This is a genomic window from Enterobacter sp. P82 (genome assembly GCF_037053385.1).
Taxonomy (GTDB): domain Bacteria; phylum Pseudomonadota; class Gammaproteobacteria; order Enterobacterales; family Enterobacteriaceae; genus Enterobacter.
This window is the reverse complement of the sequence record NZ_JBALHX010000003.1, coordinates 285,878-303,840: the sequence shown is the minus strand read 5'-3', so window position 1 is coordinate 303,840 and position 17,963 is coordinate 285,878. Positions and strand designations below refer to the sequence as shown.

Here is a 17,963-nt window from a genome sequence, read left to right as displayed (position 1 = left end):
ACTGTTTCCTGGTTTAAAAAGCGACAGCACCCAGTATGCGGACAAACTGTGGGGCTGTCACTAATAGTATTAGTAAGTTATTTCTGGATACGTTTCTCGATCGCGTCCATCAGCATTCCGGTAATCGAAATCGGGAATTCCGCTTCGATTTCACGAATGCAGGTCGGGCTGGTAACGTTCACTTCAGTCAGGCGGTCGCCGATGATATCCAGGCCAACAAAAATCAGACCTTTGGCTTTAAGCGTTGGGCCGACGCGGCGGGCAATCTCCCAGTCGCTTTCGGTCAATGGACGCGGCTCACCACGGCCACCAGCCGCCAGGTTGCCACGGGTTTCGCCGCCCTGCGGAATACGTGCAAGGCAGTAAGGAACCGGTTCGCCATCCACGACCAGAACACGTTTATCCCCATCTTTAATGGCCGGAAGGTAATTCTGTGCCATGCAGTAACGGGTGCCGAGTTCAGTCAGCGTTTCAGCAATTACACCAATATTCGGGTCGCTTTCTTTCACGCGGAAGATTGACGCACCACCCATCCCATCCAGCGGTTTCATGATGATATCGCCGTGCTTTTGCCAGAATTCTTTCAACTGCGCTTTGCTGCGGGTTACCAGGGTTTCCGGCGTCAGGTCAGAGAACCAGGCGGTGTAGAGCTTCTCGTTACAGTCGCGCAGGCTCTGCGGTTTGTTAACGATCAGGGTACCTTTCTCTTCGGCACGCTCAAGAATGTAGGTGCAGTAGATGTATTCGGTGTCGAACGGCGGATCTTTACGCATCAGGATGACATTAAGATCGGCAAGCTGGATATCCTGCTCGGTGCCGAATTCATACCATTTGTCGTAGTTCTGCTCGACGTTAACGATGCGGGTGCGCGCGCGAGCTTCACCGTTGATCAGGTAAAGATCGTTCATCTCCATGTAGTGGAGTTCATAGCCACGACGCTGCGCTTCCAGCAGCATTGCGAAGCTGGAATCTTTCTTGATATTGATGTTTGCGATGGGGTCCATCACGATGCCGAGCTTTATCATGTGCTTCTCCGTTAATGCTTCAACCCAGATCGCCAAACCGTACCTGTAGCGCGGTAATGGCCGTGAGTGCCGTTGTCTCAGTGCGCAGAACGCGAGGTCCCAACAGAATATCAGTAAACTGGTAACGTGCAGTCATCGCTATTTCGTCGGCCGACAGGCCGCCTTCCGGGCCAATCAACAGGCGTACGCGCTCAACGGGCAGCGGCAGCGTATTGATGCTGGCGCTGGCGCGCGGATGAAGATTGAGCTTCAGCCCACTGTCCTCTTCTGCACACCAGTCCTCCAGATCCATCGCCGGGCGGATCTCCGGAATACGGTTGCGGCCACTCTGTTCACAGGCCGCAATAGCGATTTTCTGCCACTGCTGGATCTTTTTGTTCAGACGTTCCGCGTCCAGTTTAACGCCACAGCGCTCAGAAAAAAGTGGCGTAATGAGGCTTACACCCAGTTCAATCGATTTCTGGATGGTAAATTCCATCTTTTCACCGCGCGACATTACCTGGCCTAAATGAATATGCAGCGGCGATTCACGGTCATCCACTTCGCCACGCAGCACATTTACGTGGACACTTTTCTTATCCGCGCGTGTGATTTCGGCGTCGAAAACCTGATTAGAGCCGTCAAATAGTTGTATGGCCTGGCCTGCACCCATGCGCAGCACACGGCCAACGTGGTTGGCGGCTTCATCAGACAGGGCGATTTCGCTGCCTGCGGTAATCAGTTCAGGGTGGTAGATGCGAGGAATGCGCATAGTCAGAAATTCCATTAGTCATGCGATGTAAGCGAATTGCCGCTAGTGTAGGTTAGCTCTTTTGCGCCTGGCAAGCCCGCTGGACATAAGGGTTGTGATTCCCCTGGACTCTGGCGATACGTTCGTCACGCTGGCATTCCCACTCCGTCACCGGGTATTGCTTATCCCATGCATTGAACAGTTGGGTTTGCTGACGCGAAAGGTTGAGGTCGTAACGGTCACGCATATAGAAGTAGGTGCGGGCGATACTGCCGCGCGCCCGGGCAGGTGGCTCGGCGACTTTCTCTTTAAAATCAACCTTCATACCGCACTGTCCGTACTGGCCTTCGCCACCGTTCCACTGGCTGTACATAAAGTTACCGCGGTCGCCGTTCACTTCACCCACGGCGGGTTGCAGGTTATGCATATCGCTTTCCATCTGGCGATAAACCGGGTCGCTGGCGCAGTTTTTACGTCCACCGTCCTGCCAGCACTGACGCTGATGACCAAACTGCCATGCCGGCACCACATGTTCCCATTCGATGCGGCTGGCTCGATTCTCGTTTTTACGCACTTTATAGCCGCAGGACTCCAGGTCAACGATCCCTTTTTTACCCTGCCAGTTAATCTTACAGCCACAATAAAAATCACCGGGAACGTCCGCGTTAACTTTTACACCTGCGGCTTTAGCCTGAGAGAAACTATTGATACCGTCGGCCAGAGCATGGCCAGAGAGCGCCGTCGTCAGAAAAGCGACCGCGAGAGAGAAATTACGGGACATCTTACACTCCGTGTCAAAACGAGCCCGCAACGTAACGAATGTTGTTCCTGTATGCAATCAGTCAGATCAGAAAAGTTCCTGAAAGTTCAGCTGATTATTCCGCGATCAGCGGTTCGCCGCATTTGACACAGCGGTAGGTTGCTTCGCCTCGCACCACGCGATTGTGACGGCGAACGGTGAGCTGATGCTGCTGACACTGGCATCGGTAAGAGAAGGTATTGCGGCGTACTGATTCCAGCTCGAACTGATGGGTTCTGCGAGCCGGAACACCGAGCACGGCTTCCATCATCCATTTCCACTCTTTTCCGTGAGGTGCGACGCGGCCAAAGTGTTTCCATACCAGAAGGTGTGCCAGCTCGTGCGGAACCACTTCCTCGATGAACGCCTGCTGGTTTTCCATCATCAATACCGGGTTAAGGCGGATCTCGTAAGACTCCAGCCACGCGGTACCTGCTGCGGTTCCACGCTGCTGGTAGACGAGTTTGGGTTCAGGATAATTGCGGCCGAGCTTCAGGTTCGCCTGGGCGAGTTTTTCCCGCAGGCTGCGCATAACGGCTTGCTGGATGGCAATGGGGAGACGGGGTGCTTTCATAGGGGCAGAGCATAAAACGCGAAGCGGGGAGGTGCAAGGGGCACCTCCCCGTGAGGGGATTAGTCGTGGGCGCCTATTTCGCGCAGCGGACGACCTTTCATCAGGTTACGTTCTATATGTTCCAGCGAAACGTGTTTGGTTTCAGGAACCAGCCAGATAGTCAGAACAATAAAGAACAGGTTCAGACCAGAGTAGACCCAGAATGTATTGGCATTCCCCAGATTGTTGAGCATGGTCAGGAAGGTTGCGCCGACAATCATGTTTGCCACCCAGTTGGTCGCGGTTGAGCAAGTGATACCAAAATCACGCCCTTTCAGCGGCTGAATTTCGGAGCACAGCACCCAGATCAGTGGACCTGCACTCATCGCGAAACCAACGATGAACATCAGTAGCATGGCCACGGCAAAGTATTGTGCTGACGATGAGTGAATGCCCACGTGCATCATGGTGCCGAGCACACCCATCCCAACAGCCATCACCAGGAAGCCCAGTGTTAGCGTTGGTTTGCGTCCCCAGCGGTCAACCAGGCCGATGGCGATAAAGGTTGCCAGCACGTTGGTCAGACCCACGATGACGGTACCCCACATCTGCTCGGTGGTGTTGGTATAACCTGCCAGTTCAAAGATTTTTGGCGCGTAGTACATGATGACGTTCATCCCGGTGAACTGCTGCATCACTTGCAATAGCACGCCCAGGAATACGGCGCGGCGGAAGTTACTGTTCCCTTTAAACAGCGCCCAGCCGGACTGTTTCACTTTAAGGCTTTCGCGGATCTCTTCCAGCTCGTTTTTCGCTTCTGCACTGGTATCACGCAGGCGCAGTAGCACGCGTTCTGCATCAACGAAGCGGCGTTTGGCGGCAAACCAGCGCGGGCTGTCCGGCAGGAAGAAAACACCAATCAGCAACAGAATGGCCGGGATGATGATCACGCCGAGCATCCAGCGCCATGCGCCGCTGTAGCTGAACGCGGTATCGGAAAGGTAGGCCCCCAAAATACCGATGGTGATCATCAGCTGGTACATGGAAATCATACTGCCACGGATTTTCTCCGGTGCAATTTCAGACAGGTAGAGTGGGGCGGTATATGACGCCACCCCTACGGCCAGGCCGAGCAGCACGCGGGAAACCAGCAGCACTTCTACGTTTGGCGCCGCCGCCGAGAACAGTGAACCGGCCACGAACAGAATAGCACCGATCATCAGGCTTTTTTTACGGCCCAGTTTGAAGGAGAGCCAACCGCTGCCGACTGCACCAACCGCTGCGCCGAACATCATGGAGCTCACCACCCATTCCTGAGTGTGGGCACTTATTTGAAACTCATCGGTGATGAAGGGGAGCGCACCGGCTATCACGCCGATATCCAGGCCAAAGAGTAATCCTGCCAGGGCTGCGAGGAAGCAGACGAAGAAAGTCATCGCCTTGTTGGACGTACGCCCCTGTTTTTTATTGTCAGGCATTATGCCCTCCAGTTGGGTTATCAGTTTTATTGATATTAAGGGTAGGTGAGCGACCCGCAAAAATATGTGAGGCAAATCACAATGGTGTAATCGGTTACACTAACTTGTAACCGTCAATAAAATTAACGCTTTGAAAATATAGAGGTAAACGGAGTGATATGCATCGCGAAAGACGAGATTTCAGACTTAACTTAAATGGAATGTAACAGCAGAAGAAAGCTGCTCATGCAAAGAGATTGTTCTGAAAGAAAAGCATGAAAAGAGAGGTGGAATCGATTACACAGGGTGCGGCTTTGAGCTACCAGCCGACAAAAAAAAAGCCAGCACAAAGGCTGGCCTGTTTAACACCGTCAGTCGATTATTTCAGACCGGCAGCTTCACGCAACAGAGCGGCTTTGTCGGTTTTTTCCCATGGGAAATGTTCACGACCAAAGTGACCGTATGCAGCGGTTTCTTTGTAGATAGGGTGCAGCAGATCCAGCATCTGAATCAGACCGTATGGACGCAGGTCGAAGAACTCACGCACCAGCAGTGTCAGCTGTTCTGAAGGTACTTTCTCAGTACCGAAGGTTTCAACCATGATGGAGGTTGGTTCAGCTACGCCGATAGCGTAGGACACCTGAATCTCACAACGGTCAGCCAGACCTGCAGCAACGATGTTTTTCGCAACATAACGCGCGGCATACGCAGCAGAGCGGTCAACTTTTGATGGATCTTTACCAGAGAACGCACCACCACCGTGACGTGCCATGCCACCGTAAGTATCAACGATGATTTTACGACCGGTCAGGCCGCAGTCACCCATTGGGCCGCCGATAACAAAGCGTCCGGTTGGGTTGATGAAGAATTTGGTTGCTGAGCTCAGCCATTCACCAGGCAGAACTGGCTTGATGATCTCTTCCATCACCGCTTCTTGCAGGGATTTCTGGTCAATCTCTTCGGAATGCTGGGTAGACAGAACTACCGCGTCGATACCGACGATTTTGCCATCGTCGTACTGGAAGGTGACCTGGCTTTTCGCATCCGGGCGCAGCCACGGCAGGGTGCCGTTTTTACGCACTTCAGCCTGACGCTGCACCAGACGGTGTGCGTAGGTCACAGGTGCTGGCATCAGCACGTCAGTTTCGTTGGTTGCATAACCAAACATCAGACCCTGGTCGCCCGCGCCCTGTTCCAGCGGATCGGCACGGTCCACGCCCTGGTTGATGTCTGGAGACTGTTTGCCAATTGCGCTCAGTACCGCGCAGGAGTTGGCATCAAAGCCCATATCAGAATGCACATAGCCGATCTCACGCACCGTGTTACGGGTGATCTCTTCGATATCAACCCATGCGCTGGTGGTGATCTCACCGCCAACCAGAACCATGCCGGTTTTGACATAGGTTTCACACGCTACGCGCGCTTTTGGATCCTGGGTCAGGATCGCATCCAGCACCGCATCGGAGATTTGGTCAGCAATTTTATCAGGATGTCCTTCTGATACGGACTCGGACGTAAACAGGTGTTTTGCCATGTTTTATTTCACCTAAGAGGAATTTGGTTAGCTCAAGCTGCTGTGTAGAATAGCCAAAGGAGATAATTCTACCAAGGCCTGCAGGTTTTTGACACTGGCAGTATGAGTGTTAATCAGTATAGATGGATTAACATCTGGACGTCTATTTTAGGTCACTTCTTCACCCGATTTCCAGTTTTTTTTGACTAACCTCTCGCTGAGTTGAAAAGGCTACTGGAAATTTTTCCTGACGGTACTGGCAACACGCGCATTTTTGTTTTGCTTTTTAGCCCCCTTCTCGGTATAAAACGCGGCGCGCGGCTCATACAAAAAAGCGCTCGATGAACTCATCGTGTCGCCACTTCCAGCCGGGTTAAGCAGTGAACTTTTAGCTTTGGCTTGTGGTCCGTTTCAGCAGGAGCGGCCGTGGAGGTGATACGAGATAATGAACCATCGTTTTCCGCTAATTCAGCGCAGCCGTTCTGGCGCGCATTTGATTCCCGCAACCCGCATTTCTAGTCTGCAAACCTGCCGATGTTATACCCATCTCGGCGCTTCTCAGGATTCCAGGGCCGGTAACGCTTTGTGAAAACTGAACAAGGGCGCTCTTGTTAATACAAGAGTTTTCTCGTGGTTTCGCCGAACCTTGTCATACAGAGTTCGGATACGTGTTTTACAATGATATGAATAAGAAACCGGTCGCACGGTCTGGATTTCAGCATACTCTGCTGGGAAACGGAGCCGTTTATGGGTTGTTATCGCCGTATAACGCTGCGATAGTAGTCAACTGTTTTACACTTAATACAAAGAGTTGAGGTTCGCTATGTCTGACGACATGTCTTCTTTTTCGCCTTCGTCAGCGGGCGAACAGGGTGTACTACGTTCTATGCAGGAGGTTGCGATGAGCTCCCAGGAAGCCAGCAAGATGCTGCGCACTTACAATATTGCCTGGTGGGGCAATAACTACTACGACGTCAACGAACTGGGCCACATCAGTGTCTGCCCGGATCCCGACGTCCCTGAAGCGCGCGTGGATCTCGCCAAACTGGTGAAAGCCCGCGAAGCACAGGGCCAGCGTTTGCCTGCACTGTTCTGCTTCCCGCAGATCCTGCAACACCGCCTGCGTTCGATTAACGCCGCGTTCAAACGTGCGCGTGAATCCTACGGTTATAAAGGCGACTACTTCCTGGTTTACCCGATCAAGGTGAACCAGCACCGCCGCGTGATTGAGTCGCTAATCCACTCCGGCGAACCGCTGGGCCTGGAAGCGGGCTCAAAAGCAGAGCTGATGGCCGTGCTGGCGCATGCGGGCATGACCCGTTCTGTAATCGTCTGTAACGGCTATAAAGACCGTGAATACATTCGTCTGGCGCTGATTGGCGAGAAGATGGGCCATAAGGTCTATCTGGTTATCGAGAAGATGACCGAAATCGCTATTGTGCTGGAAGAAGCCGAGCGTCTGAATGTAGTACCTCGCCTGGGTGTGCGTGCGCGTCTGGCCTCGCAGGGTTCCGGTAAATGGCAGTCTTCCGGCGGCGAAAAATCCAAATTCGGTCTTGCGGCAAACCAGGTTCTGCAGCTGGTAGAAATTCTGCGTGAGCGCGGTCGTCTGGACAGCATTCAGCTGCTGCACTTCCACCTCGGTTCGCAGATGGCTAACATTCGCGACATCGCCACCGGCGTGCGTGAGTCCGCGCGTTTCTACGTTGAGCTCCACAAGCTCGGCGTCAATATTCAGTGCTTTGACGTGGGTGGCGGCCTGGGTGTGGACTATGAAGGCACGCGTTCTCAGTCTGACTGCTCTGTGAACTACGGCCTGAACGAATATGCTAACAACATCATCTGGGCGATTGGCGATGCGTGTGAAGAACACGGTTTGCCGCATCCGACGGTGATCACTGAATCTGGCCGCGCAGTAACCGCGCACCATACGGTGCTGGTGTCCAACATTATCGGCGTAGAGCGTAGCGAAATTTCCGAAGCCACGCCGCCGCAGGCTGATGCACCTCGTTCCCTGCAAAATATGTGGGAAACCTGGCAGGAGATGCACGAACCGGGTACACGCCGTTCCCTGCGTGAGTGGCTGCATGACAGCCAGATGGATCTGCACGATATTCACGTTGGCTACTCTTCAGGTAACTTTAGCCTACAGGAGCGCGCGTGGGCCGAACAGCTCTATCTGAACATGTGCCATGAAGTGCAGAAACAGCTCGACCCGAGCAACCGCGCACACCGTCCGATTATCGACGAGCTGCAGGAACGTATGGCGGACAAGATTTACGTCAACTTCTCCCTGTTCCAGTCGATGCCGGATGCCTGGGGTATCGATCAACTGTTCCCGGTTCTGCCGCTGGAAGGGTTGAACCATGCTCCGGAACGTCGTGCGGTGCTGCTGGACATCACCTGTGATTCTGACGGTGCTATCGACCACTACGTGGATGGTGATGGTATTGCGACTACCATGCCAATGCCAGAATACGACCCGGAGAACCCGCCAATGCTGGGCTTCTTCATGGTCGGGGCATACCAGGAGATCCTCGGTAACATGCACAACCTGTTCGGTGATACCGAAGCGGTTGACGTGTTTGTCTTCCCTGACGGAAGTGTGGAAGTTGAGTTGTCTGACGAAGGCGATACCGTGGCGGACATGCTGGAATACGTTCAGCTGGATCCAAAAACGTTGCTAACCCAGTTCCGCGATCAGGTGAAAAACACCGGTCTGGACGATGCACTACAGCAGCAGTTCCTGGAAGAGTTTGAAGCGGGTCTGTACGGGTACACCTACCTGGAAGACGAGTAAGGTAAATCTCCCTTTCCCTGTGGGAGAGGGCGGGGTAAGGGCATCAGACCGCACAATGCCCTATACTCTCTTGAACCCGTATGAATTAAGGGTGATAATTCGCCCAATATGCTATTTACGAATCAATCCCTTCCTCGTCGGGTTTAACGACGCGGAGGGGATTTTTTTTCATCTGTTTTTAATGTATCGACTTTAAAAGAGGTCAGGACATGAGCACTTTAGGTCATCAGTACGATAACTCTCTGGTATCTAACGCGTTTGGTTTTTTACGCCTTCCGATGAACTTCCAGCCGTACGACAGCGATGCCGACTGGGTTATCACTGGCGTGCCATTTGATATGGCTACCTCTGGCCGTGCTGGTGGGCGTCATGGCCCGGCAGCCATCCGTCAGGTATCGACTAACCTGGCCTGGGAACACAATCGCTTCCCGTGGAACTTCGACATGCGTGAGCGCCTGAACGTAGTTGACTGTGGTGACCTGGTTTACGCTTTTGGTGACGCGCGTGAGATGAGCGAAAAACTCCAGGCGCACGCCGAGAAGCTGCTGGCAGCAGGTAAGCGTATGCTCTCCTTCGGTGGTGACCATTTTGTGACTCTGCCACTGCTGCGTGCGCACGCAAAACACTTCGGTAAAATGGCGCTGGTGCACTTTGATGCACATACCGACACTTATGCGAACGGCTGTGAATTCGACCACGGCACCATGTTCTTCACCGCGCCAAACGAAGGCCTTATCGATCCCAACCACTCTGTGCAGATCGGTATCCGTACTGAGTTCGATAAAGATAACGGCTTTACCGTGCTGGATGCCTGCCAGGTAAACGATCGCGGTGTTGACGACATCATTGCACATGTGAAGCAGATCGTGGGTGACATGCCGGTCTACCTGACCTTCGATATCGATTGTCTGGATCCGGCGTTTGCTCCGGGTACCGGTACACCGGTGATCGGCGGCCTGACTTCTGACCGTGCCATCAAACTGGTTCGTGGTCTGAAAGATCTGAACATCGTCGGGATGGACGTGGTGGAAGTGGCTCCAGCTTACGATCAGTCCGAAATTACCGCTCTGGCTGCGGCGACGCTGGCACTGGAAATGCTCTACATCCAGGCGGCGAAAAAAGGCGAGTAAGTTTAGCGGTTAAATAAAAGCCCTCACCAGCTGGTGAGGGCTTTTTTGTGCTTTTGAAAAGGAGGCAAGACTGCCTCCCTCTGAAATTATTTAATTCCGTCTGCGGCCATACGGTCGCGAATATGCTGCGCGCGTTCTTCTGAGGCTGGGTGATCATCAAACATTGAGCTTTGACGTCCTGCTTCCAGTTTGGCCAGTTTTTCGAAGCTGGTGGCTAAACCTGATGGATTAATGCCGCGTTTGCGCAACAGATCGTAGGAGTAGTCATCTGCTTCGGACTCCTGACGCTGGGAGAACTGAGAGTTAACCAGCTTCTCTCCGACATCGCCAAGCTGCGACTGCGACAAGCTACCAACAATACCGCCCGCTGAAGCCGCTGCTGCGCGAATGGCGTTGGTGCCTAAGGCAACCTGCATCCCTTTCTTCACGTGACCGAGCGCAACGTGGCCCATTTCATGGCCGATCACCGCTTCAACTTCGTTGTCGGTCATCATATCCATCAGCCCGCTATAGACGCGGATACAACCGTTCGCCATTGCGAAAGCGTTCACGTCTTTGGCCATGTAAACCTTGTAGTTTACCGGCTGGCCGTTGATGTTATCGCCCAGCGCGGAAGCAATCTTATTCAGACGCTGCGTGTAGGTACTGTTAGCAGGGGCAAGTGTGGCTTTTCCGTCCATATCTTTACAGGCCTGGTCGCTCAGCGCTTTTACCTGCGCGTCGCTCAGGGAATAAGCCTGAAAAGCTTCTGCGCCTGAGGTCATCAGGCCGTTAGAATCCATATTCTGACAGCCACTCAGCAGGAGCGTTGTTCCCAGGGCCAGCACTATTGCACGCATTTTCATGAGGTTGCTTCCGTACTCGTTAATCTGAATAAAATCCGAAAAGTACACCGGCAACGAAGCCGGGGTCGGGCTAAGTATAAGGAATATCTACGGGGTCGGGCGAGCAGATTGCGCAACATGCGAGCATGATCCAGAGATTTCTTAAGCTGCAAAAGAATGCTCCATGTACATGGCATGCTGCTTGGGTTACATTGTTGGCACTTTTTTCCGGCGTAGCCCAAAACGCGCTGTCGTCAAGGGCATGGCCTTTAACAGTCCGATCTGGAGTTAAAATGTCCTCACGTAAAGAGCTTGCTAATGCTATTCGTGCGCTGAGCATGGACGCAGTACAGAAAGCCAAATCCGGCCACCCAGGGGCCCCTATGGGTATGGCTGATATCGCCGAAGTCCTGTGGCGTGATTTCCTGAACCACAACCCGCAGAACCCGGCATGGGCTGACCGCGACCGTTTCGTGCTGTCCAACGGCCACGGCTCTATGTTGATCTATAGCCTGCTGCACCTCACTGGCTACGATCTGCCGATTGAAGAGCTGAAAAACTTCCGTCAGCTGCACTCCAAAACTCCAGGTCACCCGGAAGTGGGTTACACCGCTGGTGTTGAAACCACGACCGGTCCACTGGGCCAGGGTATTGCGAACGCTGTGGGTATGGCGATTGCTGAGAAGACCCTGGCGGCGCAGTTCAACCGTCCTGGCCACGACATCGTAGACCACTTCACCTACGCGTTCATGGGTGATGGCTGCATGATGGAAGGCATTTCTCACGAAGTGTGCTCCCTGGCGGGGACCCTGAAACTGGGCAAACTGGTTGCGTTCTACGACGACAATGGTATCTCCATTGACGGTCACGTTGAGGGCTGGTTCACCGATGACACCGCTAAACGTTTTGAAGCCTATGGCTGGCACGTTGTGCGTGGTGTTGATGGCCACGATGCTGACTCGATTAAACGTGCAATAGAAGAAGCGCGCGCTGTCACTGACAAACCATCCCTGCTGATGTGCAAAACCATTATCGGCTTCGGTTCACCGAACAAAGCCGGTACCCACGATTCCCACGGTGCGCCACTGGGCGACGCGGAAATTGCACTGACGCGCGAAGCGCTGGGCTGGAAACACCCGGCATTCGAAATCCCATCTGACATTTATGCTCAGTGGGATGCAAAAGAAGCAGGTCAGGCGAAAGAAGCCGCATGGAACGAGAAGTTCGCTGCGTATGCTAAAGCCTTCCCACAGGAAGCCGCTGAATTCACCCGTCGCATGAAAGGTGATATGCCTTCTGACTTCGATGCAAAAGCGAATGAGTTTATTGCTAAGCTGCAGGCGAACCCATCTAAAATCGCCAGCCGTAAAGCGTCTCAGAATGCGATTGAAGCATTTGGTCCACTGTTGCCTGAATTCCTGGGCGGCTCTGCTGACCTGGCGCCTTCTAACCTGACCCTGTGGTCCGGTTCTAAAGCGATCAACGAAGATACTGCCGGTAACTACATCCATTATGGTGTACGTGAATTCGGTATGACGGCAATTGCTAACGGTATCTCCCTGCACGGTGGTTTCCTGCCGTATACCTCTACCTTCCTGATGTTCGTAGAGTACGCACGTAACGCCGTACGTATGGCTGCGCTGATGAAACAGCGTCAGGTGATGGTCTATACCCACGACTCCATCGGTCTGGGCGAAGATGGTCCAACTCACCAGCCGGTAGAGCAGGTGGCTTCTCTGCGTGTGACTCCGAACATGAGCACATGGCGTCCATGTGACCAGGTTGAATCCGCAGTGGCGTGGAAATACGGTGTTGAGCGTCAGGATGGCCCAACCGCACTGATCCTCTCCCGCCAGAACCTGGCACAGCAGGACCGTACTCCAGAGCAGCTGGCGAACATCGCTCGCGGTGGTTATGTTCTGAAAGATTGTGCAGGTCAGCCAGAGCTGATCTTCATCGCCACCGGTTCTGAAGTTGAGCTGGCTGTTGCGGCATGGGACAAACTGTCTGCCGAAGGCGTTAAAGCGCGTGTGGTCTCCATGCCGTCTACCGATGCGTTCGACAAGCAGGATGCTGCATACCGCGAGTCCGTACTGCCTAAAGCGGTTACCGCTCGTGTGGCAGTGGAAGCGGGTATTGCTGACTACTGGTTCAAATATGTGGGCCTGAATGGCGCAATCGTCGGTATGACCACCTTCGGTGAGTCTGCACCGGCAGAGCTGCTGTTCGAAGAGTTCGGCTTCACCGTTGAGAACGTTGTAGCGAAAGCGAAAGAACTGCTGTAATCGTTTGTGCGGTGCGGGCTGATGCCCTCACCCCGGCCCTCTCCCACAGGGAGAGGGTGCAAACACTAAAAACGGTAACCTCTCGGTTACCGTTTTGCTTTTACCTCGTCGTAAATTATTCCACCTAAAATGTGACGCAAGTCATATAGCTCGCTTATTCATCTGGACAGACATTCCTTTTATTCCTCGATTCGCTTATTCTTGCTGAAGCGTTTCAGTCGATTAAATGTTCGACAATTGACCAATCAATCGCAGTTTGTGACAGCAAGGATTCCCCTTCGGGCGTAGCTGGATTACTCTTTCAGCCACCTCAAACCCAGGGATAGCTTTGCAGGAGATCTATGACCGTACGCGTAGCGATTAATGGCTTCGGTCGCATCGGACGTAATGTGGTTCGTGCTTTGTATGAATCCGGACGTCGGGCGGAAATGACCGTGGTGGCAATCAATGAACTGGCGGATGCTACGGGCATGGCGCATTTGTTGAAATATGACACCAGCCACGGACGCTTTGCCTGGGATGTACGCCAGGAAAGAGATCAGCTTTTTGTGGGTGATGACGCTATCCGTGTGCTGCATGAGAACAGCATTACCGGGCTACCCTGGCGTGAATTGGGTGTGGATGTGGTGCTTGACTGTACCGGCGTGTATGGCAACCGCGAACATGGCGAAGCCCATCTGGCAGCAGGTGCGAAAAAAGTCCTTTTTTCTCATCCCGGCAGCAACGATCTCGACGCGACCGTCGTGTTTGGCGTCAATCAGCATGAGCTGCAAGCTGAACATCGCATTGTCTCCAACGCCTCCTGTACCACTAACTGCATTATTCCGGTCATTAAACTGTTAGACGATGCATATGGCATTGAATCCGGTACTGTGACCACGATTCACTCCGCCATGCACGATCAGCAGGTGATCGACGCCTACCATCCGGATTTACGACGCACTCGCGCGGCGAGCCAGTCAATCATTCCGGTGGACACAAAACTGGCAGCAGGGATCACACGTATTTTCCCGCAGTTTAATGACCGTTTTGAAGCGATTGCCGTGCGCGTTCCGACGATTAACGTCACCGCAATCGACCTTAGTGTGACGGTGAAAAAACCGGTAAAAGCCAGTGAAGTCAACATGTTGCTGCAAAAAGCGGCACTGGGTGCATTTCATGGTATAGTTGACTATACGGAATTGCCGTTGGTCTCAGTAGATTTTAACCACGACCCGCACAGCGCCATCGTTGATGGCACTCAAACACGCGTCAGTGGCGCACACCTTATCAAGACGCTGGTCTGGTGTGATAACGAATGGGGCTTTGCTAACCGAATGCTCGACACTACGTTAGCAATGGCCGCTCAAGGTTTCAGGTAAGACGCATTGTGCGTCTGCAAAACTTTAAGAATCAACGAGAGGATTCACCATGTCTGTAATTAAGATGACCGATCTGGATCTGGCTGGTAAACGCGTTTTCATCCGTGCTGATCTGAACGTACCGGTTAAAGAGGGTAAAGTGACCAGCGACGCGCGTATCCGTGCATCTCTGCCAACCATCGAACTGGCTCTGAAGCAGGGCGCTAAAGTGATGGTAACCTCCCACCTGGGTCGTCCAACCGAAGGCGAGTACAACGAAGAGTTCTCTCTGCTGCCAGTTGTTAATTACCTGAAAGACAAACTGTCCAACCCGGTTCGCCTGGTGAAAGATTACCTGGACGGCGTTGAAGTTGCTGCCGGTGAACTGGTTGTTCTGGAAAACGTTCGCTTCAACAAAGGCGAGAAGAAAGACGACGAAGCACTGTCCAAAAAATACGCTGCACTGTGCGACGTATTCGTAATGGATGCTTTCGGTACGGCTCACCGTGCGCAGGCTTCTACCCACGGTATCGGTAAATTCGCAGACGTAGCCTGTGCAGGTCCTCTGCTGGCTGACGAACTGGAAGCGCTGGGTAAAGCACTGAAAGAACCTGCCCGTCCAATGGTTGCTATCGTTGGTGGTTCTAAAGTTTCTACCAAACTGACCGTTCTGGACTCCCTGTCTAAAATTGCTGACCAGCTGATCGTTGGCGGTGGTATCGCGAACACCTTCGTTGCCGCTCAAGGTCACAACGTGGGTAAATCCCTGTACGAAGCAGACCTGGTTGACGAAGCTAAACGTCTGCTGAGCACCTGTGATATTCCAGTTCCAACAGATGTTCGTGTTGCCACTGAATTCTCTGAAACTGCAACGGCGACCCTGAAGTCTGTAAACGACATCAAAGACGAAGAGCAAATTCTGGACCTGGGCGACGTTTCTGCACAGAAACTGGCTGAAATCCTGAAAAACGCAAAAACTATCCTGTGGAATGGTCCTGTTGGCGTGTTCGAATTCCCGAACTTCCGCAAAGGGACTGAAATCGTTGCTAACGCTATTGCAGACAGCGAAGCGTTCTCTATCGCAGGTGGTGGTGACACCCTGGCGGCAATCGACCTGTTCGGTATCGCTGACAAGATCTCCTACATCTCCACTGGTGGCGGTGCATTCCTCGAATTCGTGGAAGGCAAAGTACTGCCAGCAGTAGCAATGCTCGAAGAGCGCGCTAAGAAGTAAGCCATTCAAGGGCAGGGAAACCTGCCCAATTTTCAGCGCGCTTTTAAGAGCTCGCACCTTTTCTAACGGCCGAAGATACAGGACTAAGCAACATGTCTAAAATTTTTGATTTCGTAAAACCTGGCGTTATCACTGGTGATGACGTACAGAAAGTGTTCCAGGTAGCTAAAGAAAACAACTTCGCTCTGCCAGCAGTTAACTGCGTAGGTACCGACTCCATCAACGCCGTACTGGAAGCCGCTGCAAAAGTTAAAGCACCGGTTATCGTTCAGTTCTCTAACGGCGGTGCTGCGTTCATCGCTGGTAAAGGCGTGAAAACTGACGTTCCTCAGGGTGCTGCAATCCTGGGTGCTATCTCTGGTGCGCACCACGTACACCAGATGGCTGAACACTACGGTGTTCCAGTTATCCTGCACACTGACCACTGCGCGAAGAAACTGCTGCCGTGGATCGACGGTCTGCTGGACGCGGGTGAAAAACACTTTGCTGCTACCGGTAAGCCACTGTTCTCTTCTCACATGATCGACCTGTCTGAAGAGTCACTGCACGAAAACATCGAAATCTGCTCCAAATACCTGGCGCGCATGGCCAAAATGGACATGACCCTGGAAATCGAACTGGGTTGCACCGGTGGTGAAGAAGATGGCGTGGACAACAGCCACATGGACGCTTCTGCACTGTACACCCAGCCAGAAGATGTTGATTACGCTTACACCGAGCTGAGCAAAATCAGCCCACGCTTCACCATCGCAGCGTCCTTCGGTAACGTACACGGCGTTTACAAACCAGGTAACGTGGTTCTGACCCCAACTATCCTGCGTGATTCTCAGGAATATGTGTCTAAGAAACACAACCTGCCGCACAACAGCCTGAACTTCGTCTTCCACGGCGGTTCCGGTTCTTCTGCTCAGGAAATCAAAGATTCCGTAAGCTACGGTGTAGTGAAAATGAACATTGATACCGATACCCAATGGGCAACCTGGGACGGTATTCTGCAGTACTACAAAACTAACGAAGCTTACCTGCAGGGCCAGCTGGGCAACCCGAAAGGCGAAGACCAGCCGAACAAGAAATACTACGATCCACGCGTATGGCTGCGCGCAGCGCAGACTTCCATGGTGACTCGTCTGGAGCAGGCTTTCAAAGAACTGAACGCGGTTGACGTTCTGTAATTTGAGCTGCTAACAGCATCAGAAGGCCCGCAAATGCGGGCCTTTTTTTATGCCTTTTCAAGAGCCTGCCATACCGGTTTTTGTGATCTGTTTGGCAAAACCGGTGCTTTTTGTTTACCCTTTACTGACCTGCCTGTCTCCATGGGGGATGGATTTTTGTGTTTTGGTTTAACAAAAGGAAGAATAAATGGAACAACTCGATGTCGTAGACAGCATCAATAACGCCGGTACCTGGCTGGTGCGTAACCAGGAGTTGCTGTTGAGCTACGCCGTAAACATCGTAGCGGCTATTGCCATCCTCATCGTCGGGATGATCGTGGCACGTATCGTATCAAACACCGTCAACCGTGTGATGCGCGCCCGAAATATTGATGCCACGGTTGCAGATTTCCTCTCTGCACTGGTGCGTTACGGTATTATCGCTTTTACGCTAATTGCAGCACTGGGACGCGTGGGCGTACAGACCGCATCGGTAATCGCCGTGCTTGGTGCAGCAGGTCTGGCTATTGGCCTTGCATTGCAGGGCTCGCTCTCGAACCTGGCCGCCGGCGTACTGCTGGTCACCTTCCGCCCATTCCGTTCTGGTGAGTACGTTGACCTTGGTGGGATTGCCGGAACGGTACTTCAGGTACAGATTTTCTCTACCACCCTGCGTACCGTTGATGGTCGTATCGTTGTTGTGCCAAACGGGAAAATCATTGCAGGCAACATCATCAATTTTTCCCGCGAACCTGTGCGCCGAAATGAGCTGATCATCAGCGTGGCATATGATTCCGATATCGATCAGGTGAAGTCGCTGATTAGCAATATCATTGCTTCAGACGATCGCATTCTGAAAGACAAAGAGCAGACCGTACGCCTGAACGAACTGGGTGCTTCTTCGATTAACTTCGTGGTACGTATCTGGAGCAAAAGCAGCGATCTGCAAAACGTTTACTGGGATGTTCTGGAGCGTATCAAACGTGAGTTCGATGCTAATGGCATCAGCTTCCCTTACCCGCAGATGGACGTAAACGTCAAAAAAGTCAAAGAAGCAGAATAACTTCACCACCAGGCCCGGTAAGCGCTAGCGCCACCGGGCTTTATTTTTATAAGCATGAC

The 17,963-nt window shown here is 52.8% G+C and carries 16 protein-coding genes; 9 read left to right on the top strand and 7 right to left on the bottom strand.

What is annotated here, in order from left to right:
• Positions 1–77: 77 nt before the first annotated feature.
• From gshB to metK, 6 genes are all read right to left on the bottom strand, one after another.
• Positions 78–1,025, bottom strand: coding sequence for a glutathione synthase (gshB, locus tag WB237_RS16930; protein WP_114979902.1), 948 nt, complete (start codon positions 1,023–1,025; stop codon positions 78–80).
• 19 nt (positions 1,026–1,044) lie between these two features.
• Complete coding sequence (gene rsmE / locus WB237_RS16925; RefSeq protein ID WP_336214734.1) at positions 1,045–1,776, bottom strand: 16S rRNA (uracil(1498)-N(3))-methyltransferase; 732 nt, start codon at positions 1,774–1,776, stop codon at positions 1,045–1,047.
• Between the two features lie 52 nt (positions 1,777–1,828).
• Positions 1,829–2,536, bottom strand: coding sequence for a deoxyribonuclease I (gene endA, locus WB237_RS16920; RefSeq protein ID WP_114979904.1), 708 nt, complete (start codon positions 2,534–2,536; stop codon positions 1,829–1,831).
• 94 nt (positions 2,537–2,630) lie between these two features.
• The gene (locus tag WB237_RS16915; protein WP_114979905.1) at positions 2,631–3,128 is read right to left on the bottom strand and encodes a SprT family zinc-dependent metalloprotease; all 498 of its coding nucleotides are present in this window, start codon (positions 3,126–3,128) and stop codon (positions 2,631–2,633) included.
• A gap of 59 nt (positions 3,129–3,187) precedes the next feature.
• Positions 3,188–4,585 (bottom strand): galactose/proton symporter, encoded by a 1,398-nt coding sequence (galP, locus tag WB237_RS16910; RefSeq protein ID WP_336214729.1) that lies wholly within the window; start codon positions 4,583–4,585, stop codon positions 3,188–3,190.
• A 358-nt stretch (positions 4,586–4,943) separates the two neighbouring features.
• The gene (gene metK, locus WB237_RS16905) at positions 4,944–6,098 is read right to left on the bottom strand and encodes a methionine adenosyltransferase (RefSeq protein ID WP_114979907.1); all 1,155 of its coding nucleotides are present in this window, start codon (positions 6,096–6,098) and stop codon (positions 4,944–4,946) included.
• Positions 6,099–6,522: 424 nt separating this feature from the next.
• On the opposite strand from metK, the gene WB237_RS23060 reads away from it, so the two are divergent.
• The 4 genes from WB237_RS23060 to speB all read left to right on the top strand — a co-directional run bounded on the left by WB237_RS23060 (position 6,523) and on the right by speB (position 10,007).
• Positions 6,523–6,666, top strand: a complete 144-nt coding sequence (locus WB237_RS23060) for a hypothetical protein (protein ID WP_431603072.1) — start codon at positions 6,523–6,525, stop codon at positions 6,664–6,666.
• 94 nt (positions 6,667–6,760) lie between these two features.
• Positions 6,761–6,892, top strand: a complete 132-nt coding sequence (gene yqgB / locus WB237_RS16895) for an acid stress response protein YqgB (RefSeq protein WP_127312443.1) — start codon at positions 6,761–6,763, stop codon at positions 6,890–6,892.
• 8 nt (positions 6,893–6,900) lie between these two features.
• Positions 6,901–8,877, top strand: coding sequence for a biosynthetic arginine decarboxylase (speA, locus tag WB237_RS16890; RefSeq protein WP_114979908.1), 1,977 nt, complete (start codon positions 6,901–6,903; stop codon positions 8,875–8,877).
• 209 nt (positions 8,878–9,086) lie between these two features.
• Complete coding sequence (gene speB, locus WB237_RS16885; RefSeq protein ID WP_336214722.1) at positions 9,087–10,007, top strand: agmatinase; 921 nt, start codon at positions 9,087–9,089, stop codon at positions 10,005–10,007.
• Positions 10,008–10,093: 86 nt separating this feature from the next.
• Here speB and WB237_RS16880 read toward each other — a convergent pair whose 3' ends face one another.
• Positions 10,094–10,852 carry a M48 family metallopeptidase gene (locus WB237_RS16880; protein ID WP_021242066.1) on the bottom strand — a complete coding sequence of 253 codons (759 nt, stop codon included), beginning with the start codon at positions 10,850–10,852 and terminating at the stop codon, positions 10,094–10,096.
• A 272-nt stretch (positions 10,853–11,124) separates the two neighbouring features.
• Between WB237_RS16880 and tkt the strand changes: the two genes are divergently transcribed.
• The 5 genes from tkt (at position 11,125) to WB237_RS16855 (ending at position 17,904) form a co-directional block, all read left to right on the top strand.
• Positions 11,125–13,116, top strand: coding sequence for a transketolase (tkt, locus tag WB237_RS16875; protein WP_336214719.1), 1,992 nt, complete (start codon positions 11,125–11,127; stop codon positions 13,114–13,116).
• A gap of 341 nt (positions 13,117–13,457) precedes the next feature.
• Positions 13,458–14,477: an erythrose-4-phosphate dehydrogenase gene (gene epd / locus WB237_RS16870; RefSeq protein WP_336214717.1), complete on the top strand. Its 1,020-nt coding sequence runs from the start codon at positions 13,458–13,460 to the stop codon at positions 14,475–14,477.
• Between the two features lie 49 nt (positions 14,478–14,526).
• A complete protein-coding gene (gene pgk / locus WB237_RS16865) occupies positions 14,527–15,690 on the top strand; it encodes a phosphoglycerate kinase (protein WP_128347284.1) in 1,164 nt (387 codons plus the stop codon).
• A gap of 92 nt (positions 15,691–15,782) precedes the next feature.
• Complete coding sequence (fbaA, locus tag WB237_RS16860) at positions 15,783–16,862, top strand: class II fructose-bisphosphate aldolase (RefSeq protein WP_028016969.1); 1,080 nt, start codon at positions 15,783–15,785, stop codon at positions 16,860–16,862.
• Between the two features lie 187 nt (positions 16,863–17,049).
• On the top strand, positions 17,050–17,904 hold the full coding sequence (locus WB237_RS16855; RefSeq protein WP_028016968.1) for a small-conductance mechanosensitive channel MscS: 855 nt from the start codon (positions 17,050–17,052) through the stop codon (positions 17,902–17,904).
• Positions 17,905–17,963 lie beyond the last annotated feature (59 nt).

Coding starts and splice junctions, on each gene's coding strand:
- gshB (WP_114979902.1), bottom strand. CDS start 1,025: ATGATAAAGCTCGGCATCGTGATGGACCCCATCGCAAACATCAATATC.
- WB237_RS16880 (WP_021242066.1), bottom strand. CDS start 10,852: ATGAAAATGCGTGCAATAGTGCTGGCCCTGGGAACAACGCTCCTGCTG.
- WB237_RS16915 (WP_114979905.1), bottom strand. CDS start 3,128: ATGAAAGCACCCCGTCTCCCCATTGCCATCCAGCAAGCCGTTATGCGC.
- WB237_RS23060 (WP_431603072.1), top strand. CDS start 6,523: ATGAACCATCGTTTTCCGCTAATTCAGCGCAGCCGTTCTGGCGCGCAT.
- epd (WP_336214717.1), top strand. CDS start 13,458: ATGACCGTACGCGTAGCGATTAATGGCTTCGGTCGCATCGGACGTAAT.
- speB (WP_336214722.1), top strand. CDS start 9,087: ATGAGCACTTTAGGTCATCAGTACGATAACTCTCTGGTATCTAACGCG.
- galP (WP_336214729.1), bottom strand. CDS start 4,585: ATGCCTGACAATAAAAAACAGGGGCGTACGTCCAACAAGGCGATGACT.
- rsmE (WP_336214734.1), bottom strand. CDS start 1,776: ATGCGCATTCCTCGCATCTACCACCCTGAACTGATTACCGCAGGCAGC.
- endA (WP_114979904.1), bottom strand. CDS start 2,536: ATGTCCCGTAATTTCTCTCTCGCGGTCGCTTTTCTGACGACGGCGCTC.
- yqgB (WP_127312443.1), top strand. CDS start 6,761: ATGAATAAGAAACCGGTCGCACGGTCTGGATTTCAGCATACTCTGCTG.
- WB237_RS16855 (WP_028016968.1), top strand. CDS start 17,050: ATGGAACAACTCGATGTCGTAGACAGCATCAATAACGCCGGTACCTGG.
- tkt (WP_336214719.1), top strand. CDS start 11,125: ATGTCCTCACGTAAAGAGCTTGCTAATGCTATTCGTGCGCTGAGCATG.
- metK (WP_114979907.1), bottom strand. CDS start 6,098: ATGGCAAAACACCTGTTTACGTCCGAGTCCGTATCAGAAGGACATCCT.
- pgk (WP_128347284.1), top strand. CDS start 14,527: ATGTCTGTAATTAAGATGACCGATCTGGATCTGGCTGGTAAACGCGTT.
- speA (WP_114979908.1), top strand. CDS start 6,901: ATGTCTGACGACATGTCTTCTTTTTCGCCTTCGTCAGCGGGCGAACAG.
- fbaA (WP_028016969.1), top strand. CDS start 15,783: ATGTCTAAAATTTTTGATTTCGTAAAACCTGGCGTTATCACTGGTGAT.